This window comes from Xanthomonas sp. 1678, assembly GCF_031455575.1.
Classification (GTDB): domain Bacteria; phylum Pseudomonadota; class Gammaproteobacteria; order Xanthomonadales; family Xanthomonadaceae; genus Xanthomonas_A.
The window spans coordinates 269,984-289,975 of the sequence record NZ_JAVDSZ010000001.1; the positions used below are offsets into that span (position 1 = coordinate 269,984).

Here is a 19,992-nt window from a genome sequence, read left to right on the forward strand (position 1 = left end):
TGGTCCGCCCCGCCGGCCGCAAGGGCCGTCCGCCGCGGTGCCGGGCAGGCGCGACGGCGCCTGCGAGCGGCTACCGGTTTGCGGCGCCGGCGGCGGTCGCGGCGCCGCTCATCGGCGCGCACTGCGCGAACAGGTCGCGCGAACGCTCGTAGACCCCGGTCTTGACCTGCATCAGCCCCAGCACCGACGGGAACAGGTTGTCCTGGTCGGCGTACTGGTGCGAACGCGCACGCAGGCACGACAGGTCCAGGCCGCGGTCGCTGGCGAAACCGGGCGAGAACCACATCAGCATCGGCACGTGGGTCTGTTCCTGCGGCGCGATCGCGTACGGCACGCCGTGCAGGTACAGGCCCTTCTCGCCCAGCGACTCGCCGTGGTCGGACAGGTAGATCATCGCCGTGTCGTAGTCGGGCATCGCCTCCAGCGTGGACACGGTGCGCGCCAGCAGGTGGTCGGTGTACAGCAGCGAATTGTCGTAGGCGTTGGCGATCCGCTCGCGGTCGCAGTCGCCCAGGTCGGCGGTGTCGCAGGTCGGGGTGAAGCGGCGGAAGCCGGCCGGATAACGCTCGAAATAGCTGGGACCGTGGCTGCCCAGCTGGTGCAGCACGACCACGCGGTCGCCGGGCTTGGCGCGCACCTGCGCGGCCAGGTCCTGCAGCAGGATCTCGTCCATGCAGCGCCCGTCCTTGCACAGTTGCGGATCCTTGGCGTCGTCCAGGCGCTGGATCGGCAGGCCGTCGCACACGCCCTTGCAGCCGGACTGGTTGTCGCGCCACAGCGTGGCGATGCCGGCGTGCTCAAGCACGTGCAGCAGCGACTGGTGCCTGCGGATGTTGTCCTCGTTGTAGTCGTGGCGGCCGAACGGGGAGAACATGCACGGCACCGAGACCTCGGTGCTGGTGCCGCACGAGTGCATGTCGGGGAAGTTGATCACGCCCAGTTGCGCCAGCTGCGGGGTGGTCTGGCGGAAGTAGCCGTTCAGGCCGAAGTTCTGCGCGCGCGCGGTCTCGCCCAGCACCACCACCAGCAAGCGCGGCTTGCTGCCCGGCGCGCGCGGCGTGGCGAGGGCGTCGTGTTCCAGCGGCAGCTTCGGCGCCTTGCGCGCGGGGTTGTCGGACTTGAGGGTTTGCCGCAGGGCGACGATGTAGTTGATCGGCGTGGCCAGGTAGCGGATCTCGCGATGGTTGCGCATCATCGCCGACAGGTCCTGGAACGACAGCATCGCGCCGACGCCGCCCAGCGCCAGCATCGCCAGCAGGAAGCCCGCGCGGATCGCCAGCGCCCGGCCCGGCGGGCGCCGGACCAGCCGCAGCCGCCACAGCGCCAGGATCGGCAGCGCGGCGTAGAACAGCAGCGGCGCGATCAGCGCCGGGGTCATCAGTTCGCGCGATTCCTTGTGGTCGGTGGCCAGCACGTTGCGCAGCATGTCCGCGTCCAGGTAGACGCTGTAGCTGTTCATGTAGTGCGCGGCGAACGCGGTGGTGAGCAGCAGCACGGCCAGCAGCGGCTTGGCCACGCCGCGCCACAGCAGCAGGCCCAGCAGCAGCCCGTGCACCGACAGCAGCAGCAGGAACAGCGACAACGCCAGCCGCAGGTCGCCCGGGTGGCCGCTCATCGCGCTGCGCCAGAACATGCCGTTGCAGACGAGGGCGAAGAACGCGCTGGCCGCCAGCGCGAGGGTCTCGTTGCTCAGCAGCGGGCGGTAGCGCCACCAGCCGGCCTTGGAGCGAGTGCGGGGTTGCGGCAGCGAAACGCTCATGCGCGACGTTCCTTCACGATAACTACTGGGGCATGCATGGACCGGGCCGAAACCTGCGGCCGCCACAGCAAAGCGCGGTACAGGCCCAGGGCCACGCCCCAGCTCAGCGCCAGCGTCCACAGGTCGTGGGACAGGAAGTGCGCGCCGCGCAGCTGCTGGCCGAGGCCGAACAGCAGCCCGGCGCCGAGTCCGACCGCCAGCGCCGGCCAGCGCCAGGACGGCTTCAGCGCCAGCGCGAAGAAGTACAGCGCGACCCAGGCGTAGCCGGCGCTGGAATGCCCGGCCGGGAAGCACGCGGCATGCGGCATCTCCGCCGGGCGCGGCTCGAACAGGCCGATGTAGGGCAGGTGGCCGCCGTAGCGGCTCAGGTCCCATGGGCAGTCCATGTGGGTCAGCGACTTCAGCAGCGACACCACCCCGGTGCTCAACGCCACCGCCAGCGCCAGGTACAGCAGCGGCAGCCGGTAGCGCCGGCCATCGGCGCGGCGCCAGGCCCAGAGCGCCAGGCCGGCCGTCACCACCCAGGCCACGGTGCTGAGCAGCTTGCCGTCGTGATGGATCAGGCCGCGGGTCAGCGCCGCGTTCTTCAGCGCCCAGTGGCCGCCTTCCCAGCGGTACAGCAGGTCGGCGAACCAGAAATCCCCGCCTAGGCCCATCAGCACGCCGCTGGCCAGCAGGGCCGCGGCCAGCGGCAGCCACAGGTGCCCACGGTAGAAGGCCGCCGGCACGGGCAGGGCGGAGACGGCGGGCAGGGGCAGGGACGGGCTGTGCATGGGCGCGGTCGGTCGAGGCGTGCGGACGGTGGCGAATGTCATGGTGTTGCGCGGTGTGTCGGAGACTGGTCGGATTTCGCCGCACCGGATGCGCGCGCTTCAGCCCAGGTTGCCGGCACCGTTTTCGGATTGCGTCCAGGTTCCATCGAGATTCGGTCAAGACGCAGCGTTCCGACCGCGCTCCGACGCGCATCCGCTAGCATGGGCGGCATCCCGTCGTCCCGGAATGCGAGCGCCATGCGGCTGTTGGTCATAGAAGACAACCAGAACCTGGTCGCGAACCTGTTCGATTACTTCGAGGTTCGCGGCCACACCCTGGATGCGGCGCCGGACGGCGTCACCGGTCTGCACCTGGCCACCACCCAGCGCTACGACGCGGTGGTGCTGGACTGGATGCTGCCGCGCCTGGACGGGCCGCAGGTGCTGCGCGCGCTGCGCGAGCAGCATCACGCCGAAGTGCCGGTGATCATGCTGACCGCGCGCGACGAGCTGCCGGACAAGATCGCTGGTTTCCGCGCCGGCGCCGACGACTACCTGACCAAGCCGTTCGCGCTGCCGGAACTGGAAGTGCGGCTGGAGGCGCTGCTGCTGCGCGCCAACGGCCGCGGCCACAGCAAGCTGCTGCGCGTGGGCGACCTGCAACTGGACCTGGGCACGCTGGAGGCGACCCGCGGCGGCCGCACGCTGCACCTGTACCCGGCCTGCCGCAAGCTGCTGGAAGTGCTGATGCAGGCCAGCCCGGCCGCGGTCACCCGCGATCGGCTGGAACATGCGCTGTGGGGCGACGAGCCGCCGGACGGGGACATGCTGCGCTCGCATATCTACGACCTGCGGCGCAGCGTCGACGGCCCGTTCGCCGACAAGCTGATCCACACCCTGCCGCGCATCGGCTACCGGCTCGCGGTGGTGGGGCCGCACGAGGACGCGCATGCCGCGTAGGACCGGGCTGCGGCAGCGCATCACCCTGTGGCTGGTCGGCTATGCGGCGCTGCTGTCGCTGGCGGTGTTCGTGCACGGCTACATCGTCAACGACCAGGCCGAGCAGCTGACCTGGCGCTCGCTGCTGAGCTCGGAACTGGAGCATTTCCTGGCGCGCAGCGCGGTCGATCCGGACTACCGCTGGATCGACACCCGCACCGTGAGCCTGTACGGCGACGAAGGCGGCGAGCCGCTACCGCCGACGGTGGCGGCCCTGGCGCCGGGCCTGCACGACGACGTGCCGCTGGAAGGCCGCGACAAGGTGGTGCTGGTGCAGGACGTGCACGGCCGCCGCTTGGCGCTGTCGCTGGACATCACCGAACTGCAGAAGCACGAAGAGAACCTGGCGCTGTGGATGCTGCTGTCCAACGTGATCGCGGTGCTGCTGCTCGGCGCGCTGGTGGCCTGGGGCCTGGGCCGCGTGGTGCAGCCGCTCACCGACATGGCGCAGCGCATCGGCAGTCTGCGTCCGGACCGGCCGGGCCAGCGCATCGAGGTGCATCCGCGCGCCAGCGCCGAGCAGGTGGTGATCGCCGATGCGTTGAACGACTACCTGCTGCGCAACGACCTGTTCGTCGAGCGCGAGCGCGCCTTCATCGACAGTGCCAGCCATGAACTGCGCACGCCGGTGGCGGTGATCGGCGGCGCCGCCGAACTGGCGCTGGAGCAGCCCGACATTCCGCCCAGTGCGCGCAACCAGTTGCTGCGCATCCGCCGCACCGCCAGCGGCGTCGGCCAGCTGATCTCGCTGCTGCTGGTGCTGGCCAAGGACCCGGCGCGGCTGGCGCGCGGCAGCGACCTGGTGCGGCTGGATCAGCTGCTGCCGGACATCGTCGAGGACCATCGCCACCTGTGCGCCGACAAGCGCCTGCAACTGGTGCTGGCGCCGTTACCGCCGTGCGAAGTGCTGGCGCCGCTGACGATCGTGCAGGCGGCGATCGGCAACCTGCTGCGCAACGCGATCGAGAACAGCGACCAGGGCGTCATCCAGATCGCGATGCCGGCGCCGGGCGTGGTGCGCATCGACGACCCCGGCCACGGCATGGCGCCGGAGGAGATCAGCGCGATCTACATGCGCATGGCCCGCGGCGGCGGCGGTCGCGAGGGCAGCGGCATCGGCCTGGATCTGATCGCGCGCCTGTGCGAGCACCTGGGGTGGTCGCTGCAACTGGATTCGGACGCGGGCCAGGGCACGCGGGCGACATTGGACCTGAGCCCGGCATTGAAGGACGGCGGCGCGGTGTAACGCGCGTTGCTGCGACGCGCCGCTGCTGCGCAGAAGTGGTGAAGGGCCCGACTGTGCACTGTAGGAGCGGCTTCAGCCGCGACTGCGTCCGAAGCCAGGAAGCCATCCGTCTTCGCGCGTCGCGACTGAAGTCGCTCCCACAGAGACTTGCGGCGAGCGTGCTGGGTGCATTGTGGGAGGGGCATCAGCCCTCGACGGTATCCGAAGCCTGGAAACCATCCGTCTTCGTTCGTCGCGACTGAAGTCGCTCCTACAGGGGCTAGCGGCGAGTGCGCTGGGTGCACTGTGGGAAGGGCTTCAGCCCCGACGGTATCCGAAGCCTGGAAACCATCCGCCTTCGCGTCGCGACTGAAGTCGCTCCCACAGGGCTTTCGGCGAGCTGGCTGGGTGCACTGTAGGAGGGGCTTCAGCCCCGACGGTATCCGAAGCCGCCAGGCCCACCGCTTCTCATCGCGGTTGTGTAGCGGGCAAGCTCACGTGTTGTGTGGGCATATCAATCGCTCCCACCGACTGCCATCGAACTCGAGCATGTCGTCCACGCCAAAGGAGTAAAGCAGGCCATCGCGGGCATCAAGCCTATGGGCGCCAGGCGCGGGGGCGATGCCCGTGTCGATGTCGAAGACGTCTTGCCCGTCGTATCGAACGAGGCCATTCGCATGGGAAATGTACAGATGTCCGTCGTACAGCGCCATGTCCCAGAAATTCATGGTTCTGCCGGTGTCGATTGCATGCCATTCATTGCGGTTGCCGACCAGCAACAAGCCATCATTGCCGCATGCGTAGACCTCGTCTTCGCTCTTGCACAGAACGCAGGACAGTGGCCGATCGCTCGGGGAGTTCAGGGTGCTCCAGCGCGAGCCGTCATGGTGCAGGATGAGCCCCTTTTCGCCCACGGCATATATATCGTCGTGGGCCAGGCCATCCAGGCTTTCCAAGGTCGGGGAGCCCAGTTGCGCTCCGGGCGGGCTCATGTTGCTCCAGGCGCCGTCGGAGTGACGATGGACCTGGGACGACTGACCGCAGACGTACAGGTCGTTTCCGATTTCCCGTATGCACAGCAGCTCGCCAAGCCGGTCCGTTTCGATGCGGTGGTCCTGGAACCTTCCGCGGATATTGGCCAGGGTGAAGTCCTCCGCGCCGGACGTCACATGACGCAGGTGGCCATGTCGTCCGAGCATCCACAGGCTGTTGTCGCTGCGCCTGAAGCAGATGGCTCCTATGACATCGTCGTCCACATCGTGGTAGACCCAGTGTCCATCGAAGCAAAAGGCGACCCTGGACATGCGTTCGCCCGGCAGGGAGCTGTACTGCGCAGGAGCAACGATCGTGCCCGCCTTTACGACCAGGCCGCAGGTGAAAAGCAGGGAGTCTTCGTTGTCCATGATGGCTTCTCCATATCCAAAGGGCCGGATTTTCGGCTTCTTTCAAAGGCGGGCGCGCGAACGTCTCCCCTGCGCATTCCCGACTCCAGATCAACCCCGGGTCCCCGTGACCTTCGTCAATCTGAGCCCTTAGGCCGTCTTGTCGCCGCCGATCCCATCGGCGACCGCCTGTGCTGCGGGACCGCGGATTTCCGCGGATGCGAGGTCATCACGGCCGTTCGACATCTCATCTCGTTATTGCGCAGCGCCGTCCGATGCGTCCATGGCGCATGCGCTTTTCGGTAGTTGAGGCGGCGTCATTGCGGCAACAAGCCGCGCTGCAGCAACCAAGCGCGCGCGTCCTCGGCATCCTGTTCGAACCATGCGCGGGTGGAGCCGAGCCGGTAGGTGTAGCCCCATGCATCCATGTCGGCCATCAGCCGTGCGCTGCCGACGCCGGGCAGCGCGTCGGCCAGCACGATCTGCAGGTAGCAGGTGGCGTCCTCTTCCTCGACCGAGTCGGTGGCGTCGGTGTGCACCAGCGCGCGCCGTTGCGGCGGCAGCACGATCAGGTGGCAGGCCTCGTGCAGCAGCGAATGCACCGGCGTGTCGTCGCGCACGTACACGTCGCTGGCGATCACGCCGGCTTCCGGCTCGCCCCAGTAGCTGCCGGGAATGCTGGCGCCGTCGGCGACCCTGTGCAGGGCCAGCCCGTGGCGGGCCAGCAGCGCCCGCGGCGCGTCCAGGCCTATGGCGCCGACAGTCAGTACCTCGGCAGCGGGTGCGGAGCGGGAATCGTCGGTCTGCATCGGGAGGTCGGGAAGGAGGAGCGGCGTGTGACGCGATCGGCAACGCGTTGGATGGCGGTTGTGCTGCGGATGGCGCGACCATCGCGCCGCTGAAGATCGTGCGTTCGATGGGCGCAGCTGGCGTCGTGCACGTCGCCCTACGAATCGCAGGCGCCGCATTGCATCCTCGCCAGGATCTTGCGCCGCACCACGCCGCGATGCGGCGCATGCGGCAGCCTGCGCGTCGCGGCCGCCGTCAGCGACCGTAGCGCGCCGCACCGCTTACGGCGTCGGGCCTTCCGGCAGCGCCACCGAGATGTCGAGCACGTCGTGTTCGCCGTCCTTGACCAGGTCCACCTTGACCGCGTCGGCGTCGATGTTGACGTACTTCTTGATCACTTCCAGCAGCTCGCGCTGCAGCAGCGGCAGGTAATCCGGGCCGCCGCGGTGGTTGCGTTCCTGCGCGATGATGATCTGCAGGCGGTTCTTGGCGGTCTCGGCAGTGGTCTTCTTGGCCTTGAGGAAGTCGAATAGTCCCATGCTCACCCTCCGAACAACTTGGTGAAGAAGCCCTTCTTCTCCACGGAGATGAAGCGCATCGGGCGCTCTTCGCCCATGATCCGGGCCACGGCGTCGTCGTAGGCCTGTCCGGCCGGGGATTCGCCGTCGAGGATCACCGGCTCGCCCTTGTTGGAGGCGTTGAGCACGTCGCCGGACTCGGGGATCACGCCGATCGCCTTCAGGCCCAGCACTTCTTCCACGTCGGTGATGCTGAGCATCTCGCCGCCTTCCACCCGTCCCGGGCTGTAGCGGGTCAGCAGCAGGAATGCCGGCACGGTCTGGCCTTCCTCGGCCTTGCGGGTCTTGGAATCGAGCAGGCCGATGATGCGGTCGGAGTCGCGCACCGAGGACACTTCCGGGTTGACCACGACCACCGCGCGGTCGGCGAAGTACATCGCCAGGAACGCGCCCTTCTCGATGCCGGCCGGCGAATCGCAGACGATGTATTCGAAGCCCTCTGCGACCAGGTCCTTGAGCACCTTCTCCACGCCTTCCTGGGTCAGCGCGTCCTTGTCGCGGGTCTGCGAGGCGGCCAGCACGTACAGGTTGTCGAAGCGCTTGTCCTTGATCAGCGACTGCTTGAGCGTGGCCTCGCCGTGCACCACGTTGACGAAGTCGTACACCACCCGGCGCTCGCAGCCCATGATCAGGTCGAGGTTGCGCAGGCCCACGTCGAAGTCGATCACCGCGACCTTCTTGCCGCGTCGCGCCAACCCGCAGGCCAGGCTCGCGCTGGTGGTGGTCTTGCCGACGCCGCCCTTGCCGGAGGTGACTACGATAATTTCAGCCAAAGGAATGTCTCCTGATGTTCAGTGATAGGGCCGCGTCAGTCTTGCGCGGCGATCTTGATCTGGTCCTGCTCCAGCCAGACCTGTACGGCCTTGCCGCGCAGTTCCTTGGGAATATCGTCCAGCACCTTGTAATGGCCGGCAATGGCGACCAGTTCGGCGTGGAAATCGCGGCAGAAGATCCGCGCCTCGGTGTTGCCCTGGGCGCCGGCCAGCGCGCGTCCGCGCAGGCTGCCGTAGATGTGGATGCTGCCGTCGGAGATCACCTCGGCGCCGGCGCCGACCGTGGCCACCACGGTCAGGTCGCAGTTCTCCGCATACAGCTGCTGGCCCGAGCGCACCGCGGTCTTCTGCATGCGGCCCGGCTGCGGGCGCGCCGCAGGGGCGGGCGGCGGCGGGGGCGGCGCGGCCGGGGCGGGCGCGGCGGCAGGGGCGCCGCCGTCGATGCGTTCGTACTGGGCGCGGAACTTGGCCAGCAGCGGCAGGCCCAGCGCTTCGGACAGCTGCTCGATCTCGCGGGTGCCGTAGGCCAGCGCCACCGGCAGCACGCCAGCCTCGCGCAGGCCTTCCAGCAGCGCGCGCGCGGTGGCGGTGTCCGGCGCCTGCGCCAGGCCGCCGAAATCGATGATCACCGCGGCGCGGCCGAACAGCTTGGGCGCGCGCTGCACGCGCTCGCGCATCTCCTGGGTCAGGCGCGCCACGTCCAGGGTGCGGATGCGCAGGTTGGCGATGCCGACCTGGCCGATCTTCAGTTCGCCCGCCTGCTCGAAATCCAGCGTCACCGACGACACGCTCAGGTCCCGGTCGGGCGCTGGGCCCGTTGCAGGCGGCGGGCATGGCCGACCCAGGGCAGGTCGGGCAACTGCTCGCCGTAGGTCTCGCGGACCCAGGCGTAACTGCACAGATCTTTCAACAGCATGCTGGCACGCACCTCCACCTCGTTCATCGTGTTCTGGCCCACTTCGCGGAAACCGAAGCTGCCATGGAACAGCAGCGCCGCATCCGCGCCATGGTCCAGGAAGACCTCGCAGGCCAGCTGCGGGTAGCGCAGTTCGGCATAGCTCTGCACGTCGGCATAGAACGCCCGGCCGACACCGCCGCCGCGGCGGCGGCTGGCCACCACGATGCGGTCGATGTAGAAGAACGCCGGGTAGCGTTCGCGGAACCAGGCGAAATTGCTGCTGTCGTGATCGCCGTCGCCGCCGAAGCCGACCAGGAAGCCGGCCAGGTTGCCGTCGCGCTCGGCGACGCGGAAGTATTCTGCGGTCTCGTAGAAGCGGTGCAGCTTGGCCGAATCCAGCGGCAGGATCGCCAGTCCGGCGTTGTTGTTCAGGGCCAGGACCGAATCGAGCTCGTGCTCGCGCACGTCGCGGATGACGATCGACATTGGGACTCCGTTGCTGATGCGCGCGCGGCCAGATGCGGACCGCCTGCGGGATTATCGCACGCGGGACCCGGGGCGGCGAGCCGCGCATGCATGACTTCCGTGGGAGTGCAATGCGCGCCGTTCATCCTAAGATGCGTGCATGTTGGAGTCTCTCAGCCATGCCCGCGTCCTGCGCTATGCCGGCCTGTTCACCTGGGCCGTCATCTGCATGCCGTTGCTCTACCTGTACTGGGAACCGGTCGAGGAGTCGAGCCGGATGCCCAGCGGCGAGGTGTGGCTGCTGCTGGCCAGCTACCTGGGCTTCGGCCTGGGCTACTTCCTGCTGACCTGGCGCCTGCACAGCGGCGCCGGCGCGCGCTGGTACGGCCGCGGCGTGCTGGTGCTGCTGACCGTGTGCGCGCTGGCGGTCGGCTATCTGCACCGTTCCGGGCTGGGCAGCATCCTGATGATGGTGGCGGCCGGGGTCATCCCGTGGCTGCTGCCGGTGCGCGCCGGCGTGGCCTGGCTGCTGCTGAGCCAACTGGCGGTGCTGCCGGTGTACCTGGTGATGGGCTTCCCGGTGTTCGAGGCGCTGATGCAGTCGCTGCTGTACGGCGGCTTCTCGATGTTCATCTTCGTCACCAGCCTGGTCGCGCGGCAGCAGGTCCAGGCCCGCGAGGAGCAGCGCCAACTCAATGCCGAGCTGCGCGCCACCCGCGCGCTGCTGGCCGAAAGCGCCCGCATCAACGAGCGCACCCGCATCTCGCGCGAGCTGCACGACCTGCTCGGCCACCACCTGACCGCGCTGAGCCTGAACCTGGAAGTGGCCGGCCACATCACCGAGGGCCGCGCCCAGGAGCACGTGCACCAGGCGCATACCCTGGCCAAGCTGTTGCTCACCGACGTGCGCGAAGCGGTCAGCCAGCTGCGCGACAGCGGCGCGATCGACCTGGCCGCCGCCCTGCGGCCGCTGGCCGAGCGGGTGCCGTCGCTGCAGATCCACCTGCAGGTGGACGAGCCGCTGACCGTCGAGGACCCGGAGCGCGCGCATGTCTTGCTGCGCTGCACCCAGGAAATCATCACCAACACGGTGCGCCACGCCCACGCCGACAACCTGTGGATCCAGGTGCGCCGCGACGGCCCGCTGGTGGTGATCCAGGCCCACGACGACGGCCGCGGCTGCGAGGCCCTGCTGCCGGGCAACGGCCTGCGCGGCATGCGCGAGCGGCTGAGCCAGTATGGTGGCAGCCTGGAGATCGATGCGCCGCAGGGCGCGGGCTTTCGCCTGCGTGCCGCGGTTCCGAGCGCGGCCGCGTTGCTGCCGTCCGCCGTTCCACAAGGAGTGCTGTGATGATCCGTGTCTGCCTGGTCGACGATCAAACCCTAGTGCGGCAGGGAATCCGCTCGCTGCTGGCGCTGGACGGCGGGATCGAGGTGATCGCCGAAGCCAATGACGGCCGCCAGGCGGTGGAGCTGATCCCGCAGGTGAAGCCGGACGTGGTGCTGATGGACATGCGCATGCCGGCGATGTCCGGGCTGGAGGCGCTGCAGATGCTGTCGCGCAACGGCACGCTGCCGCCGACCATCATCCTGACCACCTTCGACGACGACCAACTGGTGCTGGCCGGGCTCAAGGCCGGGGCCAAGGGCTACCTGCTCAAGGACGTGTCGCTGGAACAGCTGGTCGGCGCGATCCGCGCGGTGGCCGCCGGCGGCTCGCTGGTGCAGCCGGCGGTGACCCAGCGCCTGCTGTCGGGCCTGGAACACATGCGCAACGACTTCGTCAGCCTGGACCGGCCGGACCCGTTGACCGACCGCGAGACCGAGATCCTGCGGTTGATGGCCAGCGGCTTCTCCAACAAGGAGATTGCCAACTCGCTGGGCGTGGCCGAGGGCACGATCAAGAACCACGTGTCCAACATCCTGTCGAAGTTGGGCGTGCGCGACCGCACCCGGGCGGTATTGAAGGCGTTCGAGCTGCAGTTGGTCTGACGGGACAGGATGCCCGGCCCGGCGCAGCGCGCCGGGCGTTCGCGGGCGCGCGAGCCAGTGGCTCGCAAGCGGCGCCCGCTCACCCTGTCGAAGTTGGGCGTGCGCGACCGCACCCGGGCGGTACTGAAGGCGTTCGAGCTGCAGTTGGTCTGACGGGACAGGATGCCCGGCCCGGCGCAGCGCGCCGGGCGTTCGCGGGCGCGCGAGCCAGTGGCCGGCCCCTTTGTGGGAGCGACTTCAGTCGCGACGAACGAAGCGGCAGGCCTGCCAAGCACTGGAGAGGGTGCGAACCGCTGGCCCGGCGCTACACTGCTACGGATGCATTGGTCTGGCCGCCCAGCCCGGCGGCACGGCCCGCGCACAGGCGCAAACGCCTCGCCGAAACTGGCCCGCTTGCAGCGCTGCGACCTCGCTCCAGGCCTGTCCGCCGCTGCCCCGGCGACAATGGTATGGTCGCCCGCAGCTCAGCGCGGCGGCGCTATGCACGGCGCCTTCGCGAGGAATTGGCCACTGTGCCGAATTCCGCGCCGCGATCTGCATGACCACGAACCGCGAAGCCTGCTAGGATGGCCGCTTCGCTTCATTAACCCGGCCGTGGGATCGGCCCCGGAGACCTCCTGAATGACCCGTATTATCGAATTCCTGATCGCACTGGGGATCGTGGCTGGCCTGTTCGTCCTCGTTGGCCTGGTGTTGCCCTCGGAGCGTCACATGTCCGAGAGCGTCGAGACCAACCGGCGCATGACCATCGTCTATGACACGGTTAACAGCCTGCGTCGGTTCAAGGACTGGAACCCTCTGGTGCTGCGCGATCCGCGTATCCAACTGAAGCTTTCCGGCCCCGAAGCTGGCGTCGGCGCCCGTCTCGACTACGCCTCCAACGAGGGCTACATCGGCAAGGGCAGCTGGACCATCACCTCGACCGAGAAGAACAAGCAGGTCGTCATCGGCATCGAAGACGAGAGCAAGGGCACCGACAAGTCCACGTCGTTCAAGCTCGAGCCGACCGGCAAGAGCGGCCGCAACGTCAAGATCACCCAGGACTACACGGTCAAGTACGGTTGGGACCTGTTCGGTCGCTACGCCGGCCTGTACGTGAGCCGCCATGTCGGCGACGACATCAAGCTGGGCCTGTCGCGGCTGAGCAACGTGCTGGCCACCGTGCCGAACGTCGACTACCGCGCCGAGGAAACCCCGTTGAAGGACCTGAAGATCGTCGACGTCCCGGCCGAGGATCTGCTGGTGGTCAACGCCGGCAACATCGACCGCGACAACGAGGCCATCAAGAAGTCCATCAAGGACAACCAGGAGTGGATCAAGCGGGTGATGGACGCCAACGGCCTGGAAGCGGCCGGTCCGGTGCGCATCGTCACCACCGACTTCGGTTCCGACAAGTACGCCTTTGACGTCAGCCAGCCGGTGCGCAAGCGTGCCGGTGGCGCGCCGAAGCCGGACGCGGCGGCCAAGCCGGAAGAGAAGAAGGACGACGCGGCGGCGGCGGCTCCTGCGGCCCCGGTCGACGCGACCCCGGTCGCCGCCAGCGGCGAGCCGCTGAAGCTGACCATCCCGCAGGGCGCGCCGGTCACCTACCTGCGTACCGAAGCGCACCGCTCCGCGTTCGCCGGCTACGCCGGCCACATGGCGGGCCTGGATGCGGCGCGCAATGCGGTCCGCGCCTGGGCCGCGACCAGCGGCTACGACGTGACCGACCGTCCGTACGAGGCCTGGAAGGGCGGCGTGGACAAGTCGTTCACGCCGGAAGGCACGTACGACATCTACTGGGCGATCAAGTAAGCCAGTCGCCTGGATGATGAGTGACCACGAAACGCGCCGCATCTTGCGGCGCGTTTCGTTTATGGGGTGCCGGAAACCCGGCCGCAACGGAGCATCGTCATGCTGAATTTCGATCGTCGTGCGCGCAAACGCTCCTGGCTGGCCTGCGCCGGCGGCCTGCTGGCGGCTGCCGCGATCGGCCTGTCCGCCTACGCCTCGCACGGCGTGGCCGAGCCGCTGGCACAGTCGCACCTGCAGACCGCGGCGCTGTACGCGTTCGGCCATGGCCTGGCGCTGGCGGCACTGGCCCGCAGCAGCGAACGCCTGCTCGGCCGCGCCGCGTTGGCGCTGTTGCTGCTGGGCACGCTGCTGTTTTCCGGCAGCCTGGCCGGCAACGCGTTGGCGCAATGGCCGACCAAGCTGGCCCCGATTGGCGGGACGACGCTGATGCTGGGCTGGGTGCTGTGGGCGCTGGATGCGCTGAGGCGGTAGCGCGGTGCCCAGCTATCCGCGCGGGTTCGATACCCAGGCCGCCTACGAGCACCTGAGCCGGCGCGACCGCAAGCTCGGCGCGTGGATGCGCCGGATCGGCCCGATCGCGCCGCAACCGGGCTGGTCCAAGCGCTTCGATCCGGTCGATGCGCTGGCGCGCGCGATCCTGTTCCAGCAGCTCAGCGGCAAGGCCGCGGCAAGCATCGTCAGCCGCGTCGAGGCGGCGATCGGCAGTGCCCGGCTGCACGCCGACACGCTGGCGCGGATCGACGATCCTGGCCTGCGCGCCTGCGGCGTGTCCGGCAACAAGGCGCTGGCGCTGCGCGACCTGGCGCGGCGCGAGGCGGCCGGCGAGATTCCCGGCCTGCGGCAGATGGCGACGATGCACCAGGACGCGATCGTGGCGGCGCTGCTGCCGATCCGCGGCATCGGCCGCTGGACGATCGAGATGATGCTGATGTTCCGCCTCGGCCGCCCCGACCTGCTGCCGGTGGACGACCTGGCCATCCGCAAGGGCGCCCAGCGCGTGGATAAGCTGGAATTGCCGCCGACCCCGAAGGCCCTGCTGGCCCGCGGCGAGCGTTGGGCGCCGTACCGCAGCTACGCCAGCTTCTATCTGTGGCGCATCGCCCACGTGGAGCTGGCGGCGATGACCAAGACGCCGACGCCGCGCTCGCAGGAGTAGGCGAGCCGACGCCGCGCTGCCGCGTGCCGAGCGGCGGCGGTCAGGGCGACGGCGAAGCGGTCTGCTCGTGCAGTAGCCCGTCCACTGCCGATGTAGCCGGCGGCGGCGGCGTCCGGAACAGCGGATCGTCGCTCAATCGCGGCCGCTGCGAGGACGGAAAGCGCCGTTCCTGCTGCAGCCAACGGTGGTACTGGAAGGTGGCACGCGCCGCGCTCAAATAGACCAGGATCACGATCACGCCGAGGGCCGCACCCTTGAGATTTCCGGTGAGCAGGAACGTGATGCGGATGAGGGCGTAATAGGCCAGCAGCACGCAGGCCGCCACCCGGTGTTTGCGCTGCAAGCCGTAGGCCAGCGCTGCGATGAACACGGCTTCGATCACGCCGGCGATACCGGCCACGGTGTTGCCGTTCTTGAGCGCCGCCAGCCCGAGGAACAGGCTGAGCGCCGCGCACAACGCGGCCACGATCCAGCCGACCGTGATCCTGCGCAGCACATCGTCCGGTGCCTTGCCCAGCGGCGCGGCGGGGCTGGCCTGCACGTCGGCGGCCGGCGCCGAGTAGGGGTTCTGTTCCATCAGCGTAAATTTTCCTGGAGGTGACGCCGCGATATCGGTTGCAAGCGCGGCAACTTGAGCGCCTGGCCGCCGCGGATGCTCGCCGCAAGCGCCATCGCCCCCGGCCTCACGCCGGCAGGTACTTGTCCCACAGCCGGTTGCGGAAGCGGTGCTGCGGATCGATGCGGCGCTTGATCCGCGCGAACGCCTCGGCTTCGGGATAGGCCGCGGCGAATTGGTGCGGGGTGGCATGCAGCCGGTACGGCAGGTAGTAGCGGCCACCGTGCGCCAGCGCCGCGTCGATCAGCTGCCGGGTCCACACCTCCGCGGCCCGGTCCGGGGCGGCGCCGCTGCGCTGCTTGTAGTACAGCACGAAGGAGAACACCGGCTGCGGCGCCCAGCGCAGCAACGACACGGTGTCGGCAGGCGAGTGGCGGATCGAGATGTTGAGCGCGTTGACGTCGTGGCGGCGCAGGATCGCGCTCATCTCGCGCGCAAAGGCGGCGAACGCCGGCAGCGGCAGGAAGTACTCCTGCAGCAGATAGGTGGACATGCGCCGCGTGCGCGGTTCCAGCGAGCGCGCATCCAGGCTGGCCTGGCAGTTGCGGCGCATCACCGACGGCGTGTGCAGCAGCGGTGCGGTCTGGTAGCGCTCGCGAAGCGATTCGCCCAGCGGCAATTCCGAGGCCGCCCAGATCAGGTTCTGTTCGCGCGCGTAGTCCTGTCCGCGCGGCACCAGCCGGCGCGTGTCGGTGGGCGCCGCGTCGCTGCGCAGCCAGGTCACCGCCAGCGGGCGGTCGAACCGCGGCGGCAGCAGGTCGGCGTTGTGCAGCACCGCGCGCGGGTCGGCGGCGATGCGTTCGGCGAAGAACGCCGGATAGTCCGCCAGCGCCACGTGCTGCGCATGCCGCTCCAGCATGTCGTTGCGGGCCAGCGCCAGTTCCACTTCGGTGACCACGCCCAGCCCGCCGTAGCCGCCGATCGCCGCCGAAAACAGCTCGGCGTCGCGCTCGCGGTCGAGTTCGTGCACCTGGCCTTGCGCATCGACCAGCTGCAGCGCCTGCACGGTATGTGCGATCGGCCCGGCATGCAGGTAGCGGCCATGGCAGTTGACCGCGACCGAGCCGCCGACGCTGAAGTTGCTGTAGCTCTGCATCACCGCGATCGCCAGATCGTGCGGGTCGATGAGGTCCTGCAGGTCGCGCCAGCGCATGCCGCTGCGCACACGGATGCGCTGCGCGGCCGGATCCAGCTTCACCAGGCCGACGAGTTCGCGCAGGTCCAGGTGCAGCGAGCCGGCGGCGCCGATCTGCCCGCCCATGCTGTAGCGCGCGCCGCCGATCGAGACCGCGCCCTGGCTGTCGCGCAGCAGCGCGGCGACCTCGGCCACGCTGCGCGGCCGCGCGATGCGCGCGACCGCGGTGCGGTCGATGCCGGCGATGTCGCTGACCTGCGGCGTGTCGGCGCTGTCGCGCCGGCATCCCGGCAGCGCCAATGCGGCGCCCGCGCCGAACAGGGCGGCGGTTGCGGCGCGACGCCGGGTGTCGATGTGCTCGTCCATAAGCGCGGTGCTCTCAGTGGTGGTGGCGGTTGCAGATCATCGACAGCGCGTCAATCGGCGACCAATTCCACCTGGGTCTGCACGCGCACCCAGGCGTCCTGGCTGGGATCGTTGAGCGTGGCATGCAGGGTGTAGGTGCCGAGCGGATCCGCCGGCTCGAAGCGGATCTGCAGCGACAGCGGCGCCAGTTCCAGCATGCCTGGCGCGGCCGGTTTGCCGCCGGTGGTCAGCGGCCGCGCAGGTTCCTGCAGCGCGACATGGCCATCCGGCCCGAGCATGCGCAAGCGCAGTTGCGCGTCGCAGGCGCCGTCGTTGTTGGGGCTGGGCGCGCAGCCCGAATACAGCACGACCACCCGGATCGGCTCGCCGCGGCGCACGCGCTCGGTCGTGCGCAGTTTCGGGCCGTGGCGGCTGTCGGTCTCGGTCCACTCTTTGCCGAAACGCGCGAACGCGGCCTCGTCGGCGACGTGGACCGTCGCCGCGAAGTGCTTGTCGTGCGCGCGCTCGGCGCTGTCGGCGACTGGCGTGCCCTGGCGGTCGTGCCACTGTGCGCAGGCGGCAAACGACAGCGCCAGCAGGCCCAGGGCGCAACCCGCCAGGCTGCCGCGCGACACGCCCGCGACGCGCTGCCTCATGCCGACGTTCCCGCATGCCAGCGCCAATGCCAGGGTTCGTAGACGATGCCGTGCGGATTGCCGCGCGGATAGCTCATCCGGTAGCCGAAGCCGGCGGCGTGCGCACGCAGCCAGGCGAAGGCCGGCGTGCGCTCGAAGCTCTCCTCGGCTGGCGCCTCGCCGGGCGTGCCGATGTCCAGCGCCTCGCCGCTGTGATGCTCGCTGTAGCCGGGCGCGGCATTGACCTGCAGGATCTGCTGCAGGGTCTGCCCGCGCGCGAACTTGCGCGCGAAGATGCCCAGTTGGTAATCGTGGCTGCGATAGCCGGAGATCGCCTCCAGCACCACGCCGTCGCGCATGGCGGCGCGCTGCAGCGCCTGCCAGGCGCGTGCGGCGCCGGCGGTCAGCCACAGCGGGCGCCGGTAGCGATCGCGGCCGGCACCGCGCAGGGTCGCCGGTTCGGCCTGGAGCGGCAGGCCGGTGCTGCGCGCGTAGTCCGCGGCGTCCAGGCCGAGGCTGGCCAGGCGTTCGTGCAACGCGCTCAGCGGCAGCAGTGCATCGTCGTCCGGCTGGCGGCGTACGGGCAGGGCGTCGAGACGATCCAGTGCCGCGTCGATGCCGGGTTCGTGCATCAGCCGCGGCAGCAGCGCGGACAGCCCCTGCGCGGAGGCGGCGGCGAGGTAGCGGCCGTCGCGCTTGCGCCGCAGCAGCCAGGTCGCATGGGCCAGCAGGCGCGCATCGGCGTTGCCGCGCGCGCGCAGCAGCGCGGCCGGCAGCAGTTCGATGCATTCGGTGTTGAGCAGCAGGGCGGGAGCGGGGCGCATCCGCACAGGGTAGGGCTAAGCGCTGCGCGCGGCCAGCCGTTGCAGGTCCTGCAGCAGTTGCCGCGGCTGCTCCGGGCTCAGCAGCAGCCAGCGCCCGTCGCGCAGCGGCAGCGCCAGCACGCGGCTGGCGTCGGTGAGCAGGCAGAACGCGCGCTGGCCGTTGCGCATGCGGAAATGCCCGGACTTGAAGCCGGGCAGGCCGTAGCCGAACAACTTGCGTCCTGGCGCCAGTTCGGTGTGCTCGGCCAGGTCGACCACGCGCGCATGCGCCAGGTCGATCGATGCGATCTCGGTGCGGGCGTTGAACATGCTCGAGCGGATCCGCAGCGCGCTGCCCTGCAGGCGGATGCCGCGCCGCAGGTACAGCGCGTGCATGACCGCGCCGGTCGCGGCCAGGACGCACGGGCCGATCCAATGCGCGGCGTGCGCGGGGCCCGAGTCGGCCAGGATGACGGCGACGATCGCGCCGGCCACGCCCAGCAGCGGCAGCCACAGCGCCAGCAGCGGCAGGCCGCCGGGCGCGGCGACGTTGTAGTCGCGCGCGGCGGGCAGCGGGCGGGAAGGGCGCTGCATGCCGTTCATCGCTGCGCGCGGATCCACTGCGCGGTAGCGTCGATCAGCTGCGCGGCGACATGGCCGGGTTGCGCGTACTCGGCCGGCGACGGCGCGCCGCTGCCGGCGATGCCGAGGTGGTTGAGCTGCGCATAGCGGTGCAGCGTCGCCCACGGAGCGTCGCCCAGCGCCTGCTGCCAACGTTGCCAGTCCGGCGCGGTGACCTGGAAGTCGCGCTCGCCCTGCAGCCACAGCACCGGCTGTCCGAGCGCCCGCACGTCGGCGACCGGATCCACCTGGTCGAACGCGCGCCAGTACGCGGCCGGCAAGTCCTGCGGCGAATCGGTCCGCGCCACCGCGCCGTCGCCGCGGATCTTGGCCACGCGCCGCTCGATCTCGGCCACGCGCGCCTCGCCCTCGGCGGACGGCGTGCCGTGCAGGCCGAGCAGATAGCGGTTCTGCTCGAGCAGCAGGTCCAGCAGCGAGCGCGCCGGCGCCGCCCACAGCACGATCCCGGCGGTCTTGCCGGAGCGGCGCGCGATGCGGGCGGCGAGCATGCCGCCCTGGCTGTGGCCCATCACGAAGATGCGCTTGGGATCGATGCGCGGCGTGCGCGCCAGCGCCGCGACCGCGGCGACCGCATCGTCGGTGGTCTCGTCGTCCATGGTGAAGTTCGCGTTTCCAGCGAAGCTCTCGGGCGACGCGTAGGTGCGCTTGTCGTAGCGCAACACCGCGATGCCCTGCGCGGCCAGGCCGCGCGCGACGTCCAGGAACGGCCGGTTCGGGCCGATGGTCTCGTCGCGGTCGAGCGGGCCGGAGCCCTGCACCAGCACCACCGCCGGGAACGGTCCCTTGCCCGCCGGCAGCGCCAGGGTGCCGGGCAGCGGACCGACCGCGAATGCCTGTTCGGCGAAGCCGGCATCGGCGGCGGGCGGCGGCGGAGCCGGTGGCGGCGCCGGGGTCAGCAGCAGGCCTGCGATCTTGCCGTCGGCGTCCACCGAGACGTGCGCCAGCAGCGCACCGCGTTCGAACTGCAGGCGTCGCTCGATCAGGCTCAGGCCCTGCTGCTGGCGTTCGGTGGCCGCGCCGCGCTGCTGCAACGCGCCCATCTGCGCGGAAATCGAGCGCCAGACCTCGGCCAGCTTCTCGGCCGGCACCGCCTGCGCCATCGCTGGCGTGAAGTCGCGTTCGGCCGCGGCGATGTCGCCGGCCTGCAGGCGGTCCAACAGCGTGTCGGCGGCCTGTCGCGGCGTGGCCGCCAGCGCGCAGGAGCACGCCAGCAACAACGGCAGCGCGAGGCGCCACGCGCTGCGCAGGCGCATG

The 19,992-nt window shown here is 69.7% G+C and carries 21 protein-coding genes and 1 pseudogene; 8 read left to right on the forward strand and 14 right to left on the reverse strand.

The features are described from left to right. Positions 1 to 70: 70 nt before the first annotated feature. Both J2Y70_RS01270 and J2Y70_RS01275 read right to left on the reverse strand, forming a co-directional pair. On the reverse strand, positions 71 to 1,759 hold the full coding sequence (locus J2Y70_RS01270; protein WP_309912464.1) for a phosphoethanolamine--lipid A transferase: 1,689 nt from the start codon (positions 1,757 to 1,759) through the stop codon (positions 71 to 73). Beyond that, on the reverse strand, positions 1,756 to 2,532 hold the full coding sequence (locus J2Y70_RS01275) for a phosphatase PAP2 family protein (protein ID WP_309912466.1): 777 nt from the start codon (positions 2,530 to 2,532) through the stop codon (positions 1,756 to 1,758). Before J2Y70_RS01275 ends, J2Y70_RS01270 begins: the two co-directional genes overlap by 4 nt. A gap of 237 nt (positions 2,533 to 2,769) precedes the next feature. On the opposite strand from J2Y70_RS01275, the gene J2Y70_RS01280 reads away from it, so the two are divergent. Both J2Y70_RS01280 and J2Y70_RS01285 read left to right on the forward strand, forming a co-directional pair. After that, positions 2,770 to 3,471 (forward strand): response regulator transcription factor, encoded by a 702-nt coding sequence (locus J2Y70_RS01280; protein ID WP_263397598.1) that lies wholly within the window; start codon positions 2,770 to 2,772, stop codon positions 3,469 to 3,471. Beyond that, on the forward strand, positions 3,461 to 4,756 hold the full coding sequence (locus J2Y70_RS01285; protein WP_309912468.1) for a HAMP domain-containing sensor histidine kinase: 1,296 nt from the start codon (positions 3,461 to 3,463) through the stop codon (positions 4,754 to 4,756). The genes J2Y70_RS01280 and J2Y70_RS01285 overlap by 11 nt, the downstream gene beginning before the upstream one ends. A 473-nt stretch (positions 4,757 to 5,229) precedes the next feature. On the opposite strand, the gene J2Y70_RS01290 is transcribed toward J2Y70_RS01285, so the two are convergent. From J2Y70_RS01290 to J2Y70_RS01315, 6 genes are all read right to left on the reverse strand, one after another. Beyond that, positions 5,230 to 6,138: a hypothetical protein gene (locus J2Y70_RS01290; protein ID WP_309912470.1), complete on the reverse strand. Its 909-nt coding sequence runs from the start codon at positions 6,136 to 6,138 to the stop codon at positions 5,230 to 5,232. A gap of 296 nt (positions 6,139 to 6,434) precedes the next feature. Beyond that, positions 6,435 to 6,926: a hypothetical protein gene (locus J2Y70_RS01295; protein WP_309912472.1), complete on the reverse strand. Its 492-nt coding sequence runs from the start codon at positions 6,924 to 6,926 to the stop codon at positions 6,435 to 6,437. Positions 6,927 to 7,187: 261 nt separating this feature from the next. Continuing rightward, positions 7,188 to 7,445 carry a cell division topological specificity factor MinE gene (gene minE, locus J2Y70_RS01300; protein WP_263110481.1) on the reverse strand — a complete coding sequence of 86 codons (258 nt, stop codon included), beginning with the start codon at positions 7,443 to 7,445 and terminating at the stop codon, positions 7,188 to 7,190. Positions 7,446 to 7,447: 2 nt separating this feature from the next. Beyond that, positions 7,448 to 8,257, reverse strand: coding sequence for a septum site-determining protein MinD (gene minD / locus J2Y70_RS01305; protein WP_185813539.1), 810 nt, complete (start codon positions 8,255 to 8,257; stop codon positions 7,448 to 7,450). A gap of 35 nt (positions 8,258 to 8,292) precedes the next feature. Then, entirely contained in the window at positions 8,293 to 9,045 is a 753-nt protein-coding gene (gene minC, locus J2Y70_RS01310; protein WP_309912475.1) for a septum site-determining protein MinC, read from the reverse strand. A gap of 2 nt (positions 9,046 to 9,047) precedes the next feature. Then, the gene (locus tag J2Y70_RS01315; protein WP_263397602.1) at positions 9,048 to 9,641 is read right to left on the reverse strand and encodes a GNAT family N-acetyltransferase; all 594 of its coding nucleotides are present in this window, start codon (positions 9,639 to 9,641) and stop codon (positions 9,048 to 9,050) included. Positions 9,642 to 9,780: 139 nt separating this feature from the next. Between J2Y70_RS01315 and J2Y70_RS01320 the strand changes: the two genes are divergently transcribed. The 6 genes and pseudogenes from J2Y70_RS01320 (at position 9,781) to J2Y70_RS01345 (ending at position 14,562) form a co-directional block, all read left to right on the forward strand. Continuing rightward, positions 9,781 to 10,971 carry a sensor histidine kinase gene (locus J2Y70_RS01320; RefSeq protein ID WP_309912478.1) on the forward strand — a complete coding sequence of 397 codons (1,191 nt, stop codon included), beginning with the start codon at positions 9,781 to 9,783 and terminating at the stop codon, positions 10,969 to 10,971. Then, the gene (locus J2Y70_RS01325; protein ID WP_003465620.1) at positions 10,971 to 11,612 is read left to right on the forward strand and encodes a response regulator transcription factor; all 642 of its coding nucleotides are present in this window, start codon (positions 10,971 to 10,973) and stop codon (positions 11,610 to 11,612) included. Before J2Y70_RS01320 ends, J2Y70_RS01325 begins: the two co-directional genes overlap by 1 nt. 84 nt (positions 11,613 to 11,696) lie before the next feature. After that, positions 11,697 to 11,765, forward strand: a pseudogene (locus tag J2Y70_RS01330) (DNA-binding response regulator); the annotation flags it as partial. A gap of 468 nt (positions 11,766 to 12,233) precedes the next feature. After that, positions 12,234 to 13,406: a polyketide cyclase gene (locus J2Y70_RS01335; RefSeq protein WP_263397604.1), complete on the forward strand. Its 1,173-nt coding sequence runs from the start codon at positions 12,234 to 12,236 to the stop codon at positions 13,404 to 13,406. A gap of 99 nt (positions 13,407 to 13,505) precedes the next feature. Further along, complete coding sequence (locus J2Y70_RS01340) at positions 13,506 to 13,877, forward strand: DUF423 domain-containing protein (protein ID WP_309912481.1); 372 nt, start codon at positions 13,506 to 13,508, stop codon at positions 13,875 to 13,877. Between the two features lie 4 nt (positions 13,878 to 13,881). Continuing rightward, complete coding sequence (locus tag J2Y70_RS01345) at positions 13,882 to 14,562, forward strand: DNA-3-methyladenine glycosylase (RefSeq protein ID WP_309912483.1); 681 nt, start codon at positions 13,882 to 13,884, stop codon at positions 14,560 to 14,562. Between the two features lie 40 nt (positions 14,563 to 14,602). Here the strand turns inward: J2Y70_RS01345 and J2Y70_RS01350 are convergent, their stop codons facing one another. The 6 genes from J2Y70_RS01350 to J2Y70_RS01375 form a co-directional block, all read right to left on the reverse strand. Continuing rightward, entirely contained in the window at positions 14,603 to 15,139 is a 537-nt protein-coding gene (locus J2Y70_RS01350) for a hypothetical protein (protein ID WP_309912485.1), read from the reverse strand. A 106-nt stretch (positions 15,140 to 15,245) separates the two neighbouring features. After that, the gene (locus tag J2Y70_RS01355; protein WP_309912487.1) at positions 15,246 to 16,679 is read right to left on the reverse strand and encodes an FAD-binding oxidoreductase; all 1,434 of its coding nucleotides are present in this window, start codon (positions 16,677 to 16,679) and stop codon (positions 15,246 to 15,248) included. A 50-nt stretch (positions 16,680 to 16,729) separates the two neighbouring features. Next, complete coding sequence (locus J2Y70_RS01360) at positions 16,730 to 17,314, reverse strand: hypothetical protein (RefSeq protein WP_309912489.1); 585 nt, start codon at positions 17,312 to 17,314, stop codon at positions 16,730 to 16,732. Then, entirely contained in the window at positions 17,311 to 18,117 is an 807-nt protein-coding gene (locus tag J2Y70_RS01365) for a D-alanyl-D-alanine carboxypeptidase family protein (RefSeq protein ID WP_309912491.1), read from the reverse strand. The genes J2Y70_RS01360 and J2Y70_RS01365 overlap by 4 nt, the downstream gene beginning before the upstream one ends. A 15-nt stretch (positions 18,118 to 18,132) precedes the next feature. Next, entirely contained in the window at positions 18,133 to 18,690 is a 558-nt protein-coding gene (locus J2Y70_RS01370; RefSeq protein WP_309912493.1) for a PH domain-containing protein, read from the reverse strand. Between the two features lie 5 nt (positions 18,691 to 18,695). Then, on the reverse strand, positions 18,696 to 19,991 hold the full coding sequence (locus tag J2Y70_RS01375) for an alpha/beta fold hydrolase (protein WP_309912495.1): 1,296 nt from the start codon (positions 19,989 to 19,991) through the stop codon (positions 18,696 to 18,698). Position 19,992 lies beyond the last annotated feature (1 nt).

Excerpts from the sequence above, each read along its gene's own strand:
- J2Y70_RS01270 (WP_309912464.1), bottom strand. The coding sequence starts at position 1,759 with ATGAGCGTTTCGCTGCCGCAACCCCGCACTCGCTCCAAGGCCGGCTGG.
- J2Y70_RS01275 (WP_309912466.1), bottom strand. The coding sequence starts at position 2,532 with ATGCACAGCCCGTCCCTGCCCCTGCCCGCCGTCTCCGCCCTGCCCGTG.
- J2Y70_RS01280 (WP_263397598.1), top strand. The coding sequence starts at position 2,770 with ATGCGGCTGTTGGTCATAGAAGACAACCAGAACCTGGTCGCGAACCTG.
- J2Y70_RS01285 (WP_309912468.1), top strand. The coding sequence starts at position 3,461 with ATGCCGCGTAGGACCGGGCTGCGGCAGCGCATCACCCTGTGGCTGGTC.
- J2Y70_RS01290 (WP_309912470.1), bottom strand. The coding sequence starts at position 6,138 with ATGGACAACGAAGACTCCCTGCTTTTCACCTGCGGCCTGGTCGTAAAG.
- J2Y70_RS01295 (WP_309912472.1), bottom strand. The coding sequence starts at position 6,926 with ATGCAGACCGACGATTCCCGCTCCGCACCCGCTGCCGAGGTACTGACT.
- minE (WP_263110481.1), bottom strand. The coding sequence starts at position 7,445 with ATGGGACTATTCGACTTCCTCAAGGCCAAGAAGACCACTGCCGAGACC.
- J2Y70_RS01315 (WP_263397602.1), bottom strand. The coding sequence starts at position 9,641 with ATGTCGATCGTCATCCGCGACGTGCGCGAGCACGAGCTCGATTCGGTC.
- J2Y70_RS01320 (WP_309912478.1), top strand. The coding sequence starts at position 9,781 with ATGTTGGAGTCTCTCAGCCATGCCCGCGTCCTGCGCTATGCCGGCCTG.
- J2Y70_RS01325 (WP_003465620.1), top strand. The coding sequence starts at position 10,971 with ATGATCCGTGTCTGCCTGGTCGACGATCAAACCCTAGTGCGGCAGGGA.
- J2Y70_RS01335 (WP_263397604.1), top strand. The coding sequence starts at position 12,234 with ATGACCCGTATTATCGAATTCCTGATCGCACTGGGGATCGTGGCTGGC.
- J2Y70_RS01340 (WP_309912481.1), top strand. The coding sequence starts at position 13,506 with ATGCTGAATTTCGATCGTCGTGCGCGCAAACGCTCCTGGCTGGCCTGC.
- J2Y70_RS01350 (WP_309912485.1), bottom strand. The coding sequence starts at position 15,139 with ATGGAACAGAACCCCTACTCGGCGCCGGCCGCCGACGTGCAGGCCAGC.
- J2Y70_RS01355 (WP_309912487.1), bottom strand. The coding sequence starts at position 16,679 with ATGGACGAGCACATCGACACCCGGCGTCGCGCCGCAACCGCCGCCCTG.
- J2Y70_RS01360 (WP_309912489.1), bottom strand. The coding sequence starts at position 17,314 with ATGAGGCAGCGCGTCGCGGGCGTGTCGCGCGGCAGCCTGGCGGGTTGC.
- J2Y70_RS01365 (WP_309912491.1), bottom strand. The coding sequence starts at position 18,117 with ATGCGCCCCGCTCCCGCCCTGCTGCTCAACACCGAATGCATCGAACTG.
- J2Y70_RS01370 (WP_309912493.1), bottom strand. The coding sequence starts at position 18,690 with ATGCAGCGCCCTTCCCGCCCGCTGCCCGCCGCGCGCGACTACAACGTC.
- J2Y70_RS01375 (WP_309912495.1), bottom strand. The coding sequence starts at position 19,991 with ATGCGCCTGCGCAGCGCGTGGCGCCTCGCGCTGCCGTTGTTGCTGGCG.